This window comes from Streptomyces sp. PR69, assembly GCF_026420845.1.
Lineage (GTDB): Bacteria > Actinomycetota > Actinomycetes > Streptomycetales > Streptomycetaceae > Streptomyces.
The window spans coordinates 116,369-134,697 of the sequence record NZ_JAOWCB010000007.1; the positions used below are offsets into that span (position 1 = coordinate 116,369).

Below are 18,329 nucleotides of genomic sequence, written 5' to 3' on the forward strand. Positions count from 1 at the left end.
CACAGTATGAGGTCGGGCGCGCCCGCTCATAACGCTTCGGTGCATAACTACGGACGCGGTGCCATGGACCAGAAGCCGTCAAGGCACCATGGACCGATGCGTGACGACGAGGCGGCGACTGCCCAGGGGGCCATCGGCGCACTCGTCCACCGCGCGGTCGACGGCGACGAGCAGGCGACACACGACCTGCTGGCCCATGTCCACCCGCTGGCGCTGCGCTACTGCCGCACCCGGCTCAGCCGGCTGCCCGGTGACGCGCGCCACTTTGTGGAGGACCTCGCCCAGGAGGTCTGCGTCGCCGTTCTGATGGCGCTGCCGCGCTACAAGGACACAGGCAGACCCTTCGAGGCGTTCGTCTTCGCCATTGCCTCCCACAAGGTCGCCGATCTGCAGCGCGCGGCGATGCGCCACCCGGGATCGACGGCGGTGCCCTCCGACGAGATGCCCGAGCGGCCCGACGACTCCCTGGGGCCCGAGGAGCGCGCGCTGCTCAGCAGCGACGCCGAATGGGCCAAGAAGCTGCTGGCCAATCTGCCGGAGAACCAGCGCGAGCTGCTGGTGCTGCGGGTTGCCGTGGGGCTGACCGCCGAGGAGACCGGGCAGATGCTGGGGATGTCGCCCGGCGCGGTCCGGGTCGCCCAGCACCGGGCGCTGAGCCGGCTGCGTGCCCTCGCCGAGCAGTAGGCGGCAGGCGGCAGGCCGCATCTCGCATGGCTCGCCGCCCCCGCCCTCGCCTTAGAGGTCCCGGCTCATCGACTCGGCCGTTACTCCGTCCGTGTGAACCTACAAAGCTGCTGGGTGATCTTGCTCGTGGAATGAGACACCCGCTGAGCCCGTTAGCATGGACATCCGCACCGATCAAGGCCATTGGGGAAGGTGTCATGACTGCCAACGTCGACGGAGTGCCCGAGAAATTCGCGACACTCGGGCTGACCTACGACGATGTGCTGCTGCTGCCGGGCGCGTCCGACATGGCTCCGGACCAGATCGACACCGCCTCGCACCTCTCGAAGAACGTACGAGTGAACATCCCGCTGCTGTCCGCCGCCATGGACAAGGTGACCGAGGCGCGGATGGCCATCGCCATGGCCCGGCAGGGCGGCGCGGGCGTGCTGCACCGCAATCTCTCCATCGCCGACCAGGCCAACCAGGTCGATCTGGTCAAGCGCTCCGAATCGGGCATGGTCACCGACCCCATCACGGTCCATCCGGACGCCACGCTCGCCGACGCCGACCGACTGTGCGCCAAGTTCCGCATCAGCGGCGTCCCGGTCACCGACGCCGCGGGCAAGCTGCTCGGCATCGTCACCAACCGCGACATGGCCTTCGAGTCCGACCGCAGCCGCCAGGTCCGCGAAGTCATGACCCCGATGCCGCTGGTCACCGGCAAGGTCGGGATCTCCGGTGTGGACGCCATGCAGCTGCTGCGCCGCCACAAGATCGAGAAGCTGCCGCTGGTCGATGACGCGGGCATCCTCAAGGGTCTGATCACGGTCAAGGACTTCGTCAAGGCCGAGCAGTACCCGAACGCCGCCAAGGACGCGGACGGCCGGCTGCTCGTCGGCGCCGCGGTGGGCGTCGCGGGCGACGCCTTCGAGCGTGCCCAGGCGCTGATCGAGGCAGGCGTCGACTTCATCGTCGTCGACACCGCCCACGGCCACTCAAGGCTGGTCGGCGATATGGTCGCCAAGATCAAGTCCAATGCGTCGGGCGTCGATGTCATCGGCGGCAACGTGGCCACCCGCGACGGCGCGCAGTCCCTGATCGACGCCGGCGTCGACGGCATCAAGGTCGGCGTGGGACCGGGGTCGATCTGCACCACCCGCGTGGTGGCCGGCATCGGCGTCCCCCAGGTCACGGCCATCTACGAAGCCTCGCTCGCCGCGAAGGAGGCCGGCGTTCCGGTGATCGGCGACGGCGGTCTGCAGTATTCGGGCGACATCGCCAAGGCGCTGGTCGCCGGCGCGGACACGGTGATGCTCGGCTCGCTGCTCGCGGGCTGTGAGGAGTCGCCGGGCGAGCTGATGTTCATCAACGGCAAGCAGTTCAAGTCGTACCGCGGCATGGGTTCCCTGGGCGCGATGCAGTCCCGTGGCGAGCAGCGCTCCTTCTCCAAGGACCGGTACTTCCAGGAGGGCGTCGCCTCCGACGAGAAGCTGGTGCCCGAGGGCATCGAGGGCCAGGTGCCCTACCGCGGCCCGCTCTCCGCGGTCGTCCACCAGCTGGTCGGCGGTCTGCGCCAGTCGATGTTCTACGTCGGCGGGCGCACCGTCCCCGAGCTGCAGGAGCGCGGCCGGTTCGTCCGGATCACCTCCGCGGGGCTCAAGGAGAGCCACCCGCACGACATCCAGATGACGGTCGAGGCGCCGAACTACAGCAGGAAGTAGCGGCACGCGCGCGTGAGGGGGCGGTCCCGGAGCATCCGGGACCGCCCCAGACGTGTGCACGGGGGTTGTCGGGGATACTGGACCCGGCAGACGTAGAGGGAAAGGCCCACACAACGTGACTGAGATCGAGATCGGGCGCGGCAAGCGCGGCCGCCGGGCGTACGCGTTCGATGACATCGCCGTCGTACCGAGCCGGCGCACCCGGGACCCCAAAGAGGTCTCGATCGCCTGGCAGATCGACGCCTACCGCTTTGAGCTGCCGTTCCTCGCCGCCCCCATGGACTCCGTCGTCTCGCCGCAGACCGCGATCCGCATCGGTGAGCTGGGCGGGCTCGGCGTGTTGAACCTTGAGGGACTGTGGACCCGGTACGAGGACCCGCAGCCGCTGCTCGACGAGATCGCCGGTCTTGAGGCGGATGAGGCGACCCGCCGGCTGCAGGAGATCTACGCCGAGCCGATCAAGGAAGAGCTGATCGGGCAGCGCATCAAGGAGGTGCGCGACTCCGGCGTGGTCACCGCCGCCGCGCTCTCGCCGCAGCGCACCGCGCAGTTCTCCAAGGCCGTCGTGGACGCGGGCGTGGACCTCTTCGTCATCCGCGGCACCACCGTCTCCGCCGAGCATGTCTCGGGCGCGGCCGAGCCGCTGAACCTGAAGCAGTTCATCTACGAGCTGGACGTGCCGGTCATCGTCGGCGGCTGCGCCACCTATACGGCCGCGCTGCACCTGATGCGCACCGGCGCGGCGGGCGTGCTCGTCGGCTTCGGCGGCGGCGCCGCGCACACCACGCGCAACGTCCTGGGCATCCAGGTGCCGATGGCGACGGCGGTCGCCGATGTGGCCGCGGCCCGCCGCGACTACATGGACGAGTCCGGCGGCCGGTATGTGCATGTCATCGCCGACGGCGGAGTGGGCTGGTCGGGCGATCTGCCGAAGGCCATCGCCTGCGGCGCGGACGCCGTGATGATGGGCTCCCCGCTGGCCCGCGCCACCGAGGCGCCGGGCAAGGGCCGCCACTGGGGCATGGAGGCGGTCCACGAGGACGTGCCGCGCGGCAAGCTGGTGGACCTGGGCGTCGTCGGCACCACGGAGGAGATCCTCACCGGGCCCTCGCACAAGCCGGACGGGTCGATGAACTTCTTCGGCGCGCTCAAGCGGGCGATGGCGACGACCGGCTACAGCGAGCTCAAGGAGTTCCAGCGGGTCGAGGTGACGGTCGCGGACTCCCAGCACCGCCGCTGACCGACTTTCTCCGCTGGCTGTGGGGGGCCTCGCGCCGCGCCCCGGGGCACGACGCAAGGCCCCCCACAACCGGGGCTGCGCCCCAGACCCCGGCCGGGGTACCCCCAGACGGGGCTGGGGGAGGTAGCCGGGGGAGCTTGAGGACACGCCCGAGGGCCGCACAAGGGCGCGGGGCGGCAGCCCCGCATTTCCTCCTCCCGAAGAGGGCTGGGCGCGGAGCCCCCACGTGCACTGACAGTTCCTCTCGGTCTCCGCCGGGCAGCTTTCCGCAGGTCACCGGCACAGGACCGCTAGGCAGGGAAACGGCATCGCCCCCAGGGCGCAGTGGAGGGATGGGGAAGACGCCTCAGGACCCTCACAGGCGGTGTGCCGCGCCCGCAGGGGTCGCGCCGCGGGTGTCGAGCAGCAGCTGGGCCTTGACCGCCAGGCCCTGAAGGTCATACGTCCGGTGGTGCTGGAGAAGCACCGTCAGATCCGCTCCCGCCGCGGCCTCGTAGAGCGAGTCCGCCCGCGGGACCGGCACGTCCCGCACCCTCCAGTGCGGCACATACGGGTCGTGGTAGCTCACCGACGCCCCCAGGTCCATCAGCCGGCGGGCGATTTCGACGGCGGGTGAGCACTGCAGATCGGCGAGGTCCGGTTTGTAGGTGACGCCGAGGAGCAGCACCCGTGCGCCGCGCGCCGATTTGCCGTGCTCGTTCAGCAGGGTGGCGCAGCGCTGGACTGCGTACTGCGGCATCCGTGCGTTGATCTCCTGGGCGAGGCCGACCATACGCAGGGTCCCGCCTGCCGGGGCCCCGTCGGGGGACAGCCGGCGCGGGTCCATCGGCACGCCGTGGCCGCCCACACCGGGGCCGGGGCGGAACGCCTGGAAGCCGAACGGCTTGGTCTCGGCGCAGCGGACGACGTCCCAGAAGTCGACGCCGAGCTCGTGACAGAGCACCGCCATCTCGTTGACCAGCGCGATATTGACCTGCCGGTAGTTGGTTTCGAGGACCTTGACGGTCTCGGCCTCGCGCAGCCCGCGCGCCCGGACGACCTTGTCGGTCAGCCTGCCGTAGAAGGCGGCGGCCGCTTCGGTGCAGGCCGGCGTGAGCCCCCCGATCACCTTCGGGGTGTTGGCGTAGCCGTGGGTCCGGCTGCCCGGATCCAGGCGGCCGGGGGAGTACGCCAGATGGAAGTCCCGGCCCGCCCGCAGTCCGGACCCCTGTTCGAGGAGGGGGCGCAGGAACTCGTCGGTGGCGCCGGGAAGTACGGCCGACTCGAGCAGCACCGTGGTGTGCGGACGCAGCCGTGGGGCCAGGGCGCGGGCGGCGTCCGCGACCGCGCTGAGGTCGGGTGTGCCATCCGCCCCCAGCGGTGTGGGCGCGCAGATCGCCGCCGTGCGCACCCGGCCGAGTTCCGCCGGATCGGTGACCGATCGGAAGCCGCCGGAGACCATCCGGCGGATGTCCGCCGGGGTGCGGCCTGCCGCCGGTTCCGCCAGACGGCGCGGGTTCGGGTCGGTTTCATAGCCGATGGTTCCGATGCCGGCGGCCACTGCGGCCTGGGCGAGCGGCAGTCCGAGGCAGCCGAGTCCGATCACGGCGAAATCTGCGGGCATGGCGGTGGCCGTCCTTCCCGTAGCCAAAAGGAGCAGAGGGCGCAAGCCCAGTGGACAGAATGAGCAGGCGCAATGTCAGACTAGGCGTAAATATGACCGATATGTTGTATTGCGGGCTTGTGGCCGTCCGAGTGTTATCCACAGGCGGTGGCTGAAGTGCCGGAGTGCGGCCAGAATCGACGTGGTGAGCCCGGCCGCATACGGCGTCAAGGGCCACCGGCCGTGTGGCTGCACGGCCGCAGGACCGCATCACCGCATGACCGCACCGGACACGCCGACAAACGCCCGCCCGCGGGCGGACGGGAGGCAGCAGTGAGGACAGCGACACTGGGACCCGCTGAGCGCGCCGCGGCGCTCGCCGGGATGGCCGAGCGAGAGCTGGACATTCTGGTGGTGGGCGGCGGTGTGGTGGGAGCCGGCACCGCGCTGGACGCCGTCACCCGAGGGCTGTCGACGGGGCTTGTCGAGGCCCGTGACTGGGCCTCGGGCACATCGAGCCGGTCGAGCAAGCTCATCCACGGCGGGCTGCGATATCTGGAGATGCTGGACTTCGCCCTGGTGAGAGAGGCCCTCAAGGAGCGGGGGCTGCTGCTGGAGCGGCTCGCCCCGCATCTCGTCAAACCCGTGCCGTTCCTCTATCCGCTCCAGCACAAGGGATGGGAGCGCCTGTACGCCGGCTCCGGCGTCGCGCTGTACGACGCCATGTCCGTCTCCTCCGGGCACGGGCGAGGGCTGCCCCTGCATCGCCATCTGTCGCGCCGCCGGGCCCTGCGTGTCGCCCCCGCACTGAGGAAGGACGCCCTGGTCGGCGCCCTGCAGTACTACGACGCGCAGATGGACGACGCCCGCTATGTGGCCACCCTGGTGCGGACGGCGTCGAGTTATGGGGCCCAGGTCGCCAGCCGGGCACGGGTGGTCGGCTTTCTGCGCGAGGGGGAGCGGGTCGTCGGGGCCCGGGTGCAGGACGTCGAGGCCGGCGGGGATTACGAGGTCCGGGCCAAGCAGATCGTCAATGCCACCGGGGTGTGGACGGACGACACGCAGGCGCTGATCGGGGAGCGCGGCCAGTTCCATGTGCGGGCGTCCAAGGGGATCCATCTGGTCGTGCCCAAGGACCGCATCCACTCGACGAGCGGGCTTATTCTCCGCACGGAGAAGTCGGTTCTGTTCGTCATCCCCTGGGGGCGGCACTGGATCGTGGGCACGACCGACACCGACTGGGATCTCGACAAGGCGCATCCTGCCGCCTCCAGTGCCGACATCGACTATCTGCTTGAGCATGTGAACGAGGTGCTGGCCGTGCCCCTGACCCGGGACGACGTCCAGGGGGTGTACGCGGGGCTGCGGCCCCTGCTGGCCGGTGAGTCGGACGCCACGAGCAAGCTGTCACGCGAGCACACTGTGGCGCACCCCGTCCCGGGTCTGGTGGTCGTCGCGGGCGGCAAGTACACGACCTACCGCGTGATGGCGAAGGACGCGGTGGACGAGGCGGTGCACGGGCTCGACCAGCGGGTCGCGGACTGCGTCACCGAGGATGTGCCGCTGCTCGGCGCGGAGGGCTACCGCGCACTGTGGAACGCGCGGGCGAGGATCGCGGCCCGGACGGGGCTTCATGTGGTGCGCGTGGAGCATCTGTTGAACCGGTACGGCTCGCTGACCGAGGAACTGCTCGCGCTGATCGCCGACGAGCCCGGCCTCGGTGATCCGCTGGAGGGCGCGGAGGACTATCTGCGGGCGGAGGTGGTCTATGCGGCCTCGCATGAAGGGGCGCGGCATCTGGACGATGTGCTCACCCGCCGGACCAGGATCTCCATCGAGACCTTCGACCGGGGGACGCGCTGTGCACGTGAGTGCGCGGATCTGATGGCGCCGGTCCTGGGCTGGGACGAGAGACAGATCGAGAAGGAGGTGGCGCACTACGCGAAGCGGGTGGAGGCGGAACGCGAATCGCAGCGTCAGCCGGACGACCTGACGGCCGATGCGGCCAGACTCGGAGCGCCCGACATCGTTCCGCTCTGAGTCCTCCACCGATGTGGGGTTCCGGCCTAAACGGCCTTGATCGAGTCAGCCTTGGTCTGAACGACTCTGAGCATCTCATGGCATTGTGGTAATCCCACCCCTTTCGGGCCTGTCCGGGGCATCGGCGGACCCGGGAGAAGAACGGGTCCCGGAGTGAGGGACAATGAGGGCTCTGCCAGGGCGGGTTACCGTACGCGCGGCCAACGGCGGGCGCGGGCGAAGATCAGGGATCGCAGAGGGGACGCATGTCGGAGGCGGAGCAGTCACGGGAGCCCCAGCGGGCGGCCGGGCAGGTTTCCGGTACGGAGCCCCGGGAGGATTCCCAGGAGTCCGGGAAGCAGCCAGAAGCGGCGTCCGGCAAGTCGTCAGACGCGCCGTCCGCGGCGCGTATACCGCCCGGGAGCGACGGCGGTTCGGGTGCCTCGCCCACGGCGGCGCGTGCCGGGGTGCCGCACCAGTCGACCGGATCCGCGGCCGGCAGAGGCCCTGCGAAAGCCTCCGCCCCGAAAGCCGACGCCCTCGAAGCTGACGCCCCCGAGGCCGAGGGCGCGGCGGAGAGTGAGCCCGGCCGGAGCGCGGGCACGGGCGGCAAGAAGGCCGAGAAGAAGCCGGAACGGGAGAAGCCGGCACAGGCGGGGCCCGGGCGGGCTGGGACCTCCCCATCGGCGGCAGTTCAGGCAGCCGGGACGCCTGACAGCACCCGACCCGAAAGCGGGCGTCCGGGCAAGCCCGATGCGGGCAAGTCCGATGTGGCCAAGTCCGATGTGGCCAAGTCTGAAGCGGGCAGGTCCGATGCGGGCAGGTCCGATGCGGGCTCAGCCGGCGCGGGCAAGGGCGGTGCCGGCGCGGCGGGCTCGGGGAAGGCGGAGCCGGCCAGGGGCGGTACGGGCGGCGGGCGGAGCGCGGCGTCCGCAAGTGCGGCGGGGCGCGGGGCCACCGGGGCCGACGGGCAGCTCCTCGCCGGGCGGTACCGGCTCGGCGGGGTCCTCGGACGCGGCGGCATGGGCACGGTGTGGCGGGCGGTCGACGAGACCCTCGGCCGCACGGTGGCCGTCAAAGAACTGCGCTTCCCCAACAGCATCGACGAGGACGAGAAGCGACGGCTCATCACCCGCACCCTGCGCGAGGCCAAGGCGATCGCCAGGATCCGCAACAACAGCGCGGTGACCGTCTACGACGTCGTCGACGAGGACGACCGCCCCTGGATCGTGATGGAACTCGTCGAGGGCAAGTCCCTCGCCGAAGTCATCCGCGAGGACGGCACCCTGACGCCCCGCCGCGCCGCCGAGGTCGGACTCGCGATTCTCGACGTGCTGCGCTCGGCCCACCGGCAGGGCATCCTGCACCGCGATGTGAAGCCGTCCAATGTGCTGATCGCCGAGGACGGACGGGTGGTGCTCACCGACTTCGGCATCGCCCAGGTCGAGGGCGACCCCTCGATTACCTCCACCGGCATGCTCGTCGGCGCGCCCTCCTATATATCCCCAGAGCGGGCCCGCGGCCACAGGCCGGGCCCGGCAGCCGACCTCTGGTCGCTGGGCGGGCTGCTGTACGCGAGCGTCGAGGGAGCGCCGCCGTACGACAAGGGGTCGGCGATCGCGACGCTGACGGCCGTGATGACCGAGCCGCTGGACCCGCCGAAGAACGCGGGTCCGCTGGAGGAGGTCATCTACGGGCTGCTGGCCAAGGACCCGGAGCAGCGGCTGGACGACGCCGGCGCCCGCAAGCTGCTGACCGCCGTGGTCCATGCGCCTGAAGCGCCCGAGCAGCCCGCCGGCCCGGAGGCGGAGTCCGATGCCACACGGGTCATAGCGATGCCGCCTCCGCCCGCTCCGCACCGGGGCCCGGCCGCCCGGCCTCCGGCGCAGCCGGCCGGGAAGGACCCCGCCGCCGACCGGCTGCGCGGCGCGCTCCGTTCCGTACGGAACGCCGCAGCGGCCGCGGCGGAGCCGAAGCCGCGGCCCCAGGAGCCCGCCGGACGGCCCGCGCCGGTGCCTGCTCCCATCACCGATGTGGTGTCCCGCCGCACCCTGGTGATCATTGCGGTGGTGGTCGTGCTGGCCGTGCTGTCCGTCGTGCTGCTGCTCACGCTGGGCGGCGGCGAGGAGGGCGGCAAGGGCGCTCAGGGCGACAGGACCGCCTCGGCCGGCGCGGCGAGCGGCGGGGCGGACGGCGGAGCGGCCGCGGCGGGCAAGGACGCCGCCAAGGGCGGCAACGCCAAGGACACGGACTCGGGCGGCGGTCCCGGTGGCCAGGACGGCGGGGCCGCGGAGGGCGCCAAGGACGGCGCCAGGGGCGACAACGGAGACGAGCCGGACGGCGAACAGGGCGACGACGGCGGGAAGAACGGCGACAAGCCGGGCGGGGCCGCGCTGCCCGAGGGCTATAAGACGGTCCCCAACGACCAGTTCCACTTCAGCGTCGCCATGCCCGAGAACTTCAGGCAGACGGGCATAGCGGGCCGGAACTCCGGCGCGATATTCAGCGAGAGCGGCGGATTCCCCCGGCTGCAGATCGATTTCACCTCCAGCCCCGGGGACGACGCCGCATGGGCCTGGCAGCAGGCCGTGGCCGGAGTCAGGGCAAGCAGCAGCGGCTATCGGCACCTCGGCATCGACAAAGTCGCGTACAACGGCTATCCGACCGTGGCCGACTGGCAGTTCGAGCGCAATCAGGGCGGCGAGCGGGTACGGGTTCTCAACAGGGGCTTCAAGGTGGACGCCCGGCGCGGCTACTCGATCATGATCAGCTGCAAGGCGAGTGAATGGCAGGACGAGGAGTGCACGACGCTGCGCGAGACGGCGTTCGCCACGTTCAGCCCCAAGGACTGAGCACGACCGGGCGAGGACACGTATCGTGAGAGCTCGCGGACGGTACGCAGCCGTAAGAAGGCGTTGTCCGACCGGAATTGACACCGGTATGGACACCGCGGCGGACGGTTTCGCACAAGCTGGGTGACCGGCCGGGGAACAGCGGGCTGGTGGGGAGGCCTTGTGGACGACTACGCGGGACGGGTACTCGCCGACCGCTACCGCCTGCCGCTGCTGCCCGCCGAGGCCTATGAGCTGGGTGAGACCCCGGCGTTTGACACCTACAGCGGACATGAAGTGCTGGTGCGGCAGGTGCCGCTGCCCGAAGTGGTCGAAGCGGAGGTCGTGGAAGGCGACGGCGGCGGCCATGAGGCAGGCGGCCCGCCGGCCGGAGCGGCCGCATGGCGGACAGGCCAGGGGCGTACGACGCGCCGTCCCGCAGACCCGGCGGTGCGCAGGGCGGTCGAAGCCGCGCAGGCCGCCGCGCAGATCCCCGATCACCCGCGTCTCGACCAGGTCTTCGACGTCTTCGCGGAGGCGGGCTCCCTATGGATCGTGAGTGAGCGTGTGGAGGCGCGCCCGCTCGCGGCGCTGCTCGCCGAGAGGCCCCTCAGCCCCTATCGCGCCGCCGAGATCGCCTCGGATGTGCTCACCGCGCTGCGCGCTCTCCACGCGCACGGCTGGACCCACCGGAATATCACCGTCCGTACGGTCCTCGTCTGCGACGACGGCCGGGTGGTGCTGACCGGGCTCGCCGCGGGCGCGGCGGAGGAGGCCCTGTGCGGCTATGCGCCCGTTCCGGCGCCCGACCAGGGGCAGCCCCGGGAGCACGGCGAAGCGCAACAGGAGCGGGCACAGGCACAGGCGTACGCCCCGGAGCCCCAGCCCCAGCCCCAGCCGCACCCGGCGCCGGAGTCCGCCGCGGCGCCCGACGTCCGCGCCGCCAGGGCAGGAGCGATCGCCGCGTATCGGGCCGGGGCCCAGGCCGCCGCCCGGGCCAATGAGGCACGACAGCAGACGGGCGACCCCGACTGGTGGGCCCAGCCGCGGACCGGGAGCGGCTCAGACCGCGTTCCCGGTCAGTCCGGCGTTCCCGGTCAGTCCGGCGGCCCCGGCGGCGGCCCGGAGGCCGGTCCCGGCGGTCCCCGTGGTCCCGTTGGCCCTGGCGAGCCCGGCGGCGGCAACCGCGTACAGCTGGCGGGCTCCTGGCATGACGGTCCGGGGCAGGGGCGTGACGGCGGCCCCGGCCCCGCGCCCGCAGGCGGCGCGCGCCCGGCGCTGCCCCAGCCCCGCACGTACGACGGTGCTCAGCGTCCGCCCGCGCTGCCGTCTCCGGCGAAGGCCCCTGCAAAGGCCCCGGCCAAGGCAGGCTCGGCCGGGCGCTGGGATGAGGTCGTCGCAGAGGACGGAGCCCGTTACCAGGGCCCCGCAACGCCGCTGGCGGCCGAGCGGGCCCGGCAGGCGCGGATCGCGGTCGTCGGCGCGGTCACCGAGCGCTGGGCCCCCGAGCAGGCGGGCCCGGTGCACGAGAACTGGCAGCTCGCCGCCCCCGTCGGGCCCGCGACCGACCTCTGGGCGCTCGGCGCGCTGCTGTTCCGGGCCGTGCAGGGCCACGCCCCGTACCCCGAAGAGAACGCCGTGGAGCTGGTGCAGCTCGTCTGCGCGGAGCCGCCCGCCTTCGCCGAGGAGTGCGGCCCGCTGCGCCCCGTCGTCGAATCGCTGCTGCGCCAGGACCCGACTGAACGCCCCGACTTCGAGGAGCTGCGCGGCTGGCTGCGCTCCCTGGTGCGGTCCGCGCCGGAGCCGGACGCGGGGATGAACATCGTCTCCGTTCCCTCGGGGCCCGTGGACGCCGCCCGCCTCCCGGTCGTACGGCGGCGCGGTGAGCTGGTGCGCATGCGCAGACGGCGCGCGGGCGTTCCGGACGTCGTCTACGGCCGTCACCGCCATCGCAGAGACCCGCACGGCGGCGGTCGGGAGCGGGGCCCGCGGGCGCTCGGCCGCACCCTGCTGCTGCTGATCCTGCTGCTGACGGCGGCCGGCATCGCCTACGCCGCGCTGTTCCTGCCCAAGGCGGATGCGGACCGCCCGTCGCAGGGCCGGGAGCCGACGCAGAGCAGCGGCCAACAGCAGGGGGAAACCGGGGCAGATGGAGTCGGCGGCCGCCCCTCCCCGGCCGGTCCGAGCCCCGACCACACCGCCCCCGGCGACACCGCCACGGACGGCGCGGAGCAGTCGCCCGGCGCTCAGCAGCCGCAGACCTCGGCCCCGGCGGGAAGCCTCCCCGACGGCTATGCCCTGCGCAAGGACCCCGAGGGCTTCCGGATCGCCGTCGACAAGGACTGGCGGCGCAGCCCGGTCAACGACGCCGGTCAAGTCCGCTACTCGGACGGAGACTTCACCCTCATCGTCGTCCCCGGCCGCGACAGCGTGGCCGACCACGGCGATGACCCGCTCGCCTACCAGCGCGACAAGGAGCGTGAACTCCAGCCGTTCCGGGACTCCTCCTGGGCCAGCGCGACGGGCCTGCGGCGGATCGACGTCGGGCGGCAGTCCATGGCGGAAGGCCAGTTCACCTGGCGGGACAGCAGCGGCCGCGAGGTGTACGTGCGCAATCTCGCGCTGATCGTCGACGGCCGCTATCACGTGATCCAGGTGATCGGGCCGGAGGCGCAGCGCGACGAGGTGACCGAGTACCACGAACAGGCCGCCGCCTCCTACCGGGTCACCCGCTGACAGCGCGTTGATCACCCGCTGTCACCGCGGTGGCAGGGTGTCAACTCCCCTGGGCACAGGGCCAATCGCGGCTTCCGCACCGCTTTCGCCGGGATTCCGGCCGCTTTTCTTCGTCACGGTGTGGTCACTTGGGCAGCCCCGGTTCCTTACCGGTGCTTTCTCTCCGTAACCTGTGAACCCAAGGATCGGGGCGGGGAACGTGGAACACTCTCAGGGCACGACGGAGGCGGGGCTGCTGCTCGCCGGGCGCTACCGGCTGCGCGAGTCGATCGGCCGCGGCGGCATGGGCAAGGTCTGGCGCGCGGATGACGAAGTCCTGGGCCGCGTCGTCGCGGTGAAGGAGCTGACAGCCGGACGGTACGCCTCCGAGGCCGACCGCGCCGTGCTGCACGCCCGCACCAAGAAGGAGGCCAGGGCCGCCGCGCGGATCAGCGACCCCGGCGTCGTCACCGTCCACGATGTGCTGGACCACGACGACCGCCCGTGGATCGTCATGCAGTATGTCGACGGACCTTCACTCGCCGACGCGGCCAAGGAGACCGGGCGGATAGCGTCGGCCGAGGCGGCGCGTGTAGGGCTGCAGGTGCTGCGCGCGCTCGGCGCGGCCCATGCGGTCGGAGTGCTCCACCGCGATGTGAAACCCGGCAACATCCTGTTGGGGCGGGACGGCCGGGTGCTGATCACGGACTTCGGGATCGCGGCGATCGAGGGAGATGCCACGATCACCCGGACCGGTGAGATCGTCGGTTCCATCGACTATCTGGCCCCGGAGCGGGTACGGGGACACGACCCCGGCCCCGCGTCCGATCTGTGGTCGCTGGGGGCGACGCTCTATACGGCGGTGGAGGGCGAGTCGCCGTTCCGCCGCTCCTCGCCGCTGGGCACCATGCAGGCCGTGGTGGACGAGGAGGCGCCGCCCCCGCAGCACGCCGGGCTGCTCGCCCCCGTCATCATGGCGCTGCTGCGCAAGGACCCGGCCGCCAGACCGTCGGCGGCGGAAGCGGAGCGGATGCTGGAGGAGGCGCTGGAGGGGCGTACGACGGCGGTGACGTCCCTGCCCGCGACACAGCACTTCACCACGCGCCTCCCGGCCCAGGCCCCGGCCACCCCGCCCCCGGATGCCGCCACCCCGGCCCCGGCCCCGGACGCCGGAACGCCCCTCCACAGCACGCCGTTCCAGGGAATGCACCCGCCCGCGGCTCCCGCCCATACGCCCGTCGTGGCTCCGTACCCGGCGACGCACCGCCCGCGCCGTTTCGGAGGGCTGCGCGGCGTGGCGCTCATCGTGGTCCTCGCGGCGCTCGTCGGGGGCGGCGCGGGCCTTGCGGTGATGAAGTACGCGGACGGCTTCGGCGGAAACGACGCCGGCGGCGAAAGCGGCGGACGGCAGACAGCCGGCAACTCGGCGGACTCGCAGGACCCCCAGGGCTCCCAGAGCGCCGCGGGACCTGAGGAGGCCGTGAACCCCGCGGAGTGGCGGCGCGTCCAGGACCCCGAGGGCTTCAGCCTGCTGGTGCCCCAGGGCTGGCAGCGGCAGCTCGACGGCGACCAGATCGACTACACCCCCGACAACGGCCGCCACCGCATCCGCATCAGCATCGACCCCACGCCCGACTTCGAGAACCCCTATATGCACATGCTCAGCATGGAGAAGGGCCTGCGGAAGCGGCTGCCCGACTACCGGCGGATGCAGCTGGACCAGAACACCTTCCGCGACCAGACGCTCTCCGCCATCTGGGAGTTCACTTGGACGGAGAAGCAGAACCACCCCGGTCCGCGCCGCGCGATCGACCAGATGTACTACGGGGACGACGGCACGGAGTACGCGCTGTATATGTCGGGGCCCGCCGACGACTGGGAAACCACCCGACGGCAGTTCGACGTCATGGTGCAGAGCTGGCGACCGCCGGAGGCGGCGGCTGAGTGAGGCGGTAGCATCCGCTGCCGGCCCCGGCCGACGATGTGAACATGACGAACGATGGGGGACGGGTGAACGAGCCCACCAGTTACGGACTCAGGCCGCCGCACGCCGGGCAGCCGCCGTACCAGGTTCAGGGACAGGGACAGGGACACGGACAGGGACAGAGTCAGGGGCACGCGCAGGCCCAGGGACAGGCCCAGGGACAGGCCCAGGGACAGCAGAGCCCCGTGTACCAGCCCACCCGGACGGCCCAGGCCCCCGCGGGAACCCCCGCAGCAGCCCCCACGGGCGGCGAACCCGGCCAGGGCCGGCTGATCGGCGGCCGCTACCGGCTTGTCTCCCGCCTCGGCCACGGCGGCATGGGCACGGTGTGGCGGGCCCATGACGAGGTCGTGGACCGTGCCGTGGCGGTCAAGGAGCCCCGGGTTCCCGAGCACTTGAGCGAGAGCCACCGGGACAACGTCTACCAGCGGATGCAGCGTGAGGCGCGCGCCGCCGCCCGGATCGAACACCCCTCGGTCGTCACCATGCACGACGTGGTGATCGAGGACGACAAGCCGTGGATCGTCATGGAGCTTGTGCAGGGCCAGTCGCTGGCCGACCGGCTGCGCGACGGCACCCTTGACGTCCGCGAGGCCGCCCGCATAGGCCTCGCCGTCCTCGGCGCGCTCACCGCCGCGCACGAGGTCGGCGTGCTGCACCGCGACGTCAAACCGGACAACGTCCTGCTGGGCCGCGGCGACCGGGTGGTGCTCACCGACTTCGGGATCGCCCAGGTGGAGGGCGAGCAGGGGCTGACGGAGACCGGCGCGTTCGTCGGCTCCCCGGAATTCATCGCGCCCGAGCGGGTGCTGGGCCAGCACCCCGGGCCAGAGTCGGACCTGTGGTCGCTGGGCGTCGTGCTGTATGCGGCCGTCGAGGGCATGTCCCCGTACCGCCGCTCCAACACCCCCGCGACGCTGCAGGCCGTGATCTCCGCCGAGCCGCAGATGCCCGCCCGCGGCAGTGGGGCGTTCGGTTCGCTGGTGATACGGCTGCTGCGCAAGGACCCGGCGATGCGGCCGGACGCGGCCGAGGTCCGGCAGACGCTGGAGTCGATCGTGCGCCCAGCGCACCCCGCCCTCGATATGACGGCGCTGGCCTCGCACGCGGGCGGCGCGAGCGCGGCCTCGGGCGGCAGCCGCTGGGTGCCCCCGGTGCTGCACAAGAACCGCCCGGCGCAGTTCGGGCTGCTGGGCGGGGCGGCGGCCGTGGCGCTCGCGCTCCTCTTCGTACTTCTGGATCCGTTCGGCGGCGACGAACTGCCGCAGGGCTGGGAGGCGCGCACGGACCGGGAAGTGGTCGAGGCGAATATCGCCGTGCCGTCCGAATACGAGAGGGTCGAGGGCGACAACGGACGCAGCGTCACCTACTGGGACCCCAGCGGGGTGTTCACCGTCTATCTGGAGCGCGTCGAGACCGCTGAGGAGGAGGACGAGCTGCCGCCGGAGGCCGATGTGTGGAAGGAGCATTACGAGAAGGGCGGCAAGGACGGCGACGAGATCAAGGACCAGGAGGTCACCTCGACCGCCTCGACGCAGCAGGGCAAGAAGGCGTTCGACACCGTCGTCGACTATGTGCCCTCCAGGTCCTCAAGCGATGATCCGATCCGCTACCGCTGGCAGGAGCGCGTGGTCGCCACCGGCAAGGGGGCCGACCAGGTCTACTGGCGGCTGCGGGTGTCGGGCCCCGCGGAGGGCTGGGCGGCCGCGGAGGGCGATCTGCTGTTCGACCGGGTCGTGAAGCATCTGGACATTCAGGGGCTGTGACCGCTCCAGTCGGCCGCAACCCCATGACAAGCCGCTGATCAGGGCATTTGTGCCAGCGATCGCTGGCGTGGTCGCAGCGGCCTGGTGAGCAGGGTGTGAAAAGGTGTTACCGGCGGGTACCCAAAGTTCCGGATGGCGCATACTCTCGGCCCCATGACGGACTCGCAGGCACTCGCCGCCGCCTCCTCCCCCTCCCCCTCTTCTTCTGGCGGCAATCCGACAGCCGCAGCTCCGGCCGGTGTGCGCACCGCGGCCGATGTCGTCACCCCGGAGGTGGTCGCCCAGCTGACCCGAGGCGTCGTCGGCTCCGGCCGCACCGCCAACCACACGCCCTTCACCGGCGAGCAGCTGGCCGAGCTGCCCGAGTCGACACCCGAGGACGTCGCCGCCGCCTTCGAACGGGCCCGCGCCGCCCAGCCGGTCTGGGCGGCGACCTCCGTGCGCGCCCGCGCCGCGGTGCTGCTCCGTTTCCACGATCTGGTGCTCCAGCGGCAGGCCGAGGTGCTCGACCTGATACAGCTGGAGACGGGCAAGGCCCGCCTGCACGCCCATGAGGAGGTCCAGGCCGTCGCCGTGGCGGCCCGCCACTACGGCCGTACGGCCCCCGCGTATCTGCGGCGCAAGCGGCACACGGGCGTCGTCCCCGTCCTGACCAAGACCGCGGAACTGCGCCATCCGCGCGGCGTCGTCGGCCAGATCGCCCCCTGGAACTACCCGCTGGAGCTGTCCGTCGGCGATGCGCTGCCCGCCTTCGCCGCCGGCAACGCGGTGGTGATGAAGCCGGACACCGAGACCGCCCTCACCGCGCTGTGGGCGCGCGATCTGCTCATCGAGGCCGGACTGCCCGCCGAGGTCTTCCAGGTGGTGCTCGGAGACGGACCGGTCGTCGGCCCCGAAGTCGTCCGGCACGCCGACTACGTCTCCTTCACCGGCTCCACCCGCACCGGCCGCGAGGTCGCCCAGGGCGCCGCCGCCCGGCTCATCGGCGTCTCCCTCGAACTGGGCGGCAAGAACGCGATGCTGGTCCTGCACGACGCGGATGTGGAGAAGGCCGCGGCCGGCGCGGTGCGCGCCTGCTTCTCCTCCGCCGGCCAGCTGTGCATCTCCATCGAACGGCTCTACGTCCACGAGTCGATCGCCGACGACTTCATCGAACGGTTCGCGGCCCGTACGAAGGCGATGCGCCTCGGCAGCGCCCTCGCCTACGGAGCCGACATGGGCTCCCTGGTCAGCGAGCGGCAGCTGGAGACGGTCACCCGCCATGTCGAGGAGGCCGTCGCCAAGGGCGCCCGGCTCATCGCAGGCGGCCGCGCCCGGCCCGACATCGGCCCGCTCTTCTACGAACCGACGATCCTCGACGGAGTCGAGGCCCCGATGGCCGTCTGCACCGAGGAGACCTTCGGCCCGGTCGTCTCCGTCTACCGCTTCACCGACGAGGACGAGGCCGTCCGGCTCGCCAACGCCACCCCGTACGGGCTGAACTCCAGCGTGTGGACCCGGGACGGCAGGCGCGGCCACGCAATCGCCGCCAGGCTGCGCACCGGCACCGTCAACATCAACGAGGGCTATGCGCCCGCGTACGGCAGTGTGCAGTCGCCGATGGGCGGCATGAAGGACTCCGGACTGAGCCGGCGTCATGGCTCCGAGGGCATCCTGAAGTACACCGAGGCCCAGACCGTCGCCCAGCAGCGGCTGCTGCCGCTGGCGCCGTCCTTCGGCATGGACGACGAGAAGTACGCGGCGTTCATGAGCGCCTCCCTGAAGGTCATGAAGGCGCTGAGACTGCGCTGAGGCCGCGTTGAGGC

10 protein-coding genes are annotated in these 18,329 nt (G+C 71.7%); 9 read left to right on the forward strand and 1 reads right to left on the reverse strand.

The features are described 5' to 3' along the window. Positions 1-96 precede the first annotated feature (96 nt). The 3 genes from OF819_RS09390 to OF819_RS09400 all read left to right on the forward strand — a co-directional run bounded on the left by OF819_RS09390 (position 97) and on the right by OF819_RS09400 (position 3,627). Positions 97-684, forward strand: a complete 588-nt coding sequence (locus OF819_RS09390; RefSeq protein WP_267242931.1) for a sigma-70 family RNA polymerase sigma factor — start codon at positions 97-99, stop codon at positions 682-684. Positions 685-881: 197 nt separating this feature from the next. Further along, on the forward strand, positions 882-2,387 hold the full coding sequence (guaB, locus tag OF819_RS09395) for an IMP dehydrogenase (RefSeq protein ID WP_267242932.1): 1,506 nt from the start codon (positions 882-884) through the stop codon (positions 2,385-2,387). Between the two features lie 115 nt (positions 2,388-2,502). After that, positions 2,503-3,627 carry a GuaB3 family IMP dehydrogenase-related protein gene (locus OF819_RS09400; protein WP_267242933.1) on the forward strand — a complete coding sequence of 375 codons (1,125 nt, stop codon included), beginning with the start codon at positions 2,503-2,505 and terminating at the stop codon, positions 3,625-3,627. 355 nt (positions 3,628-3,982) lie between these two features. On the opposite strand, the gene OF819_RS09405 is transcribed toward OF819_RS09400, so the two are convergent. Next, positions 3,983-5,230, reverse strand: coding sequence for a nucleotide sugar dehydrogenase (locus OF819_RS09405; RefSeq protein ID WP_267242934.1), 1,248 nt, complete (start codon positions 5,228-5,230; stop codon positions 3,983-3,985). 312 nt (positions 5,231-5,542) lie between these two features. Between OF819_RS09405 and OF819_RS09410 the strand changes: the two genes are divergently transcribed. The 6 genes from OF819_RS09410 to OF819_RS09435 all read left to right on the forward strand — a co-directional run bounded on the left by OF819_RS09410 (position 5,543) and on the right by OF819_RS09435 (position 18,315). Next, positions 5,543-7,249, forward strand: a complete 1,707-nt coding sequence (locus OF819_RS09410; RefSeq protein ID WP_267242935.1) for a glycerol-3-phosphate dehydrogenase/oxidase — start codon at positions 5,543-5,545, stop codon at positions 7,247-7,249. A 245-nt stretch (positions 7,250-7,494) separates the two neighbouring features. Next, complete coding sequence (locus OF819_RS09415; protein ID WP_267242936.1) at positions 7,495-10,080, forward strand: serine/threonine-protein kinase; 2,586 nt, start codon at positions 7,495-7,497, stop codon at positions 10,078-10,080. A 162-nt stretch (positions 10,081-10,242) separates the two neighbouring features. Further along, positions 10,243-12,795, forward strand: a complete 2,553-nt coding sequence (locus OF819_RS09420; RefSeq protein ID WP_267242937.1) for a protein kinase — start codon at positions 10,243-10,245, stop codon at positions 12,793-12,795. 199 nt (positions 12,796-12,994) lie between these two features. After that, a complete protein-coding gene (locus tag OF819_RS09425) occupies positions 12,995-14,722 on the forward strand; it encodes a serine/threonine-protein kinase (RefSeq protein WP_267242938.1) in 1,728 nt (575 codons plus the stop codon). A gap of 41 nt (positions 14,723-14,763) precedes the next feature. Next, complete coding sequence (locus OF819_RS09430) at positions 14,764-16,524, forward strand: serine/threonine-protein kinase (RefSeq protein ID WP_267242939.1); 1,761 nt, start codon at positions 14,764-14,766, stop codon at positions 16,522-16,524. A 153-nt stretch (positions 16,525-16,677) separates the two neighbouring features. Continuing rightward, positions 16,678-18,315, forward strand: coding sequence for a succinic semialdehyde dehydrogenase (locus tag OF819_RS09435; RefSeq protein WP_267242940.1), 1,638 nt, complete (start codon positions 16,678-16,680; stop codon positions 18,313-18,315). Positions 18,316-18,329 lie beyond the last annotated feature (14 nt).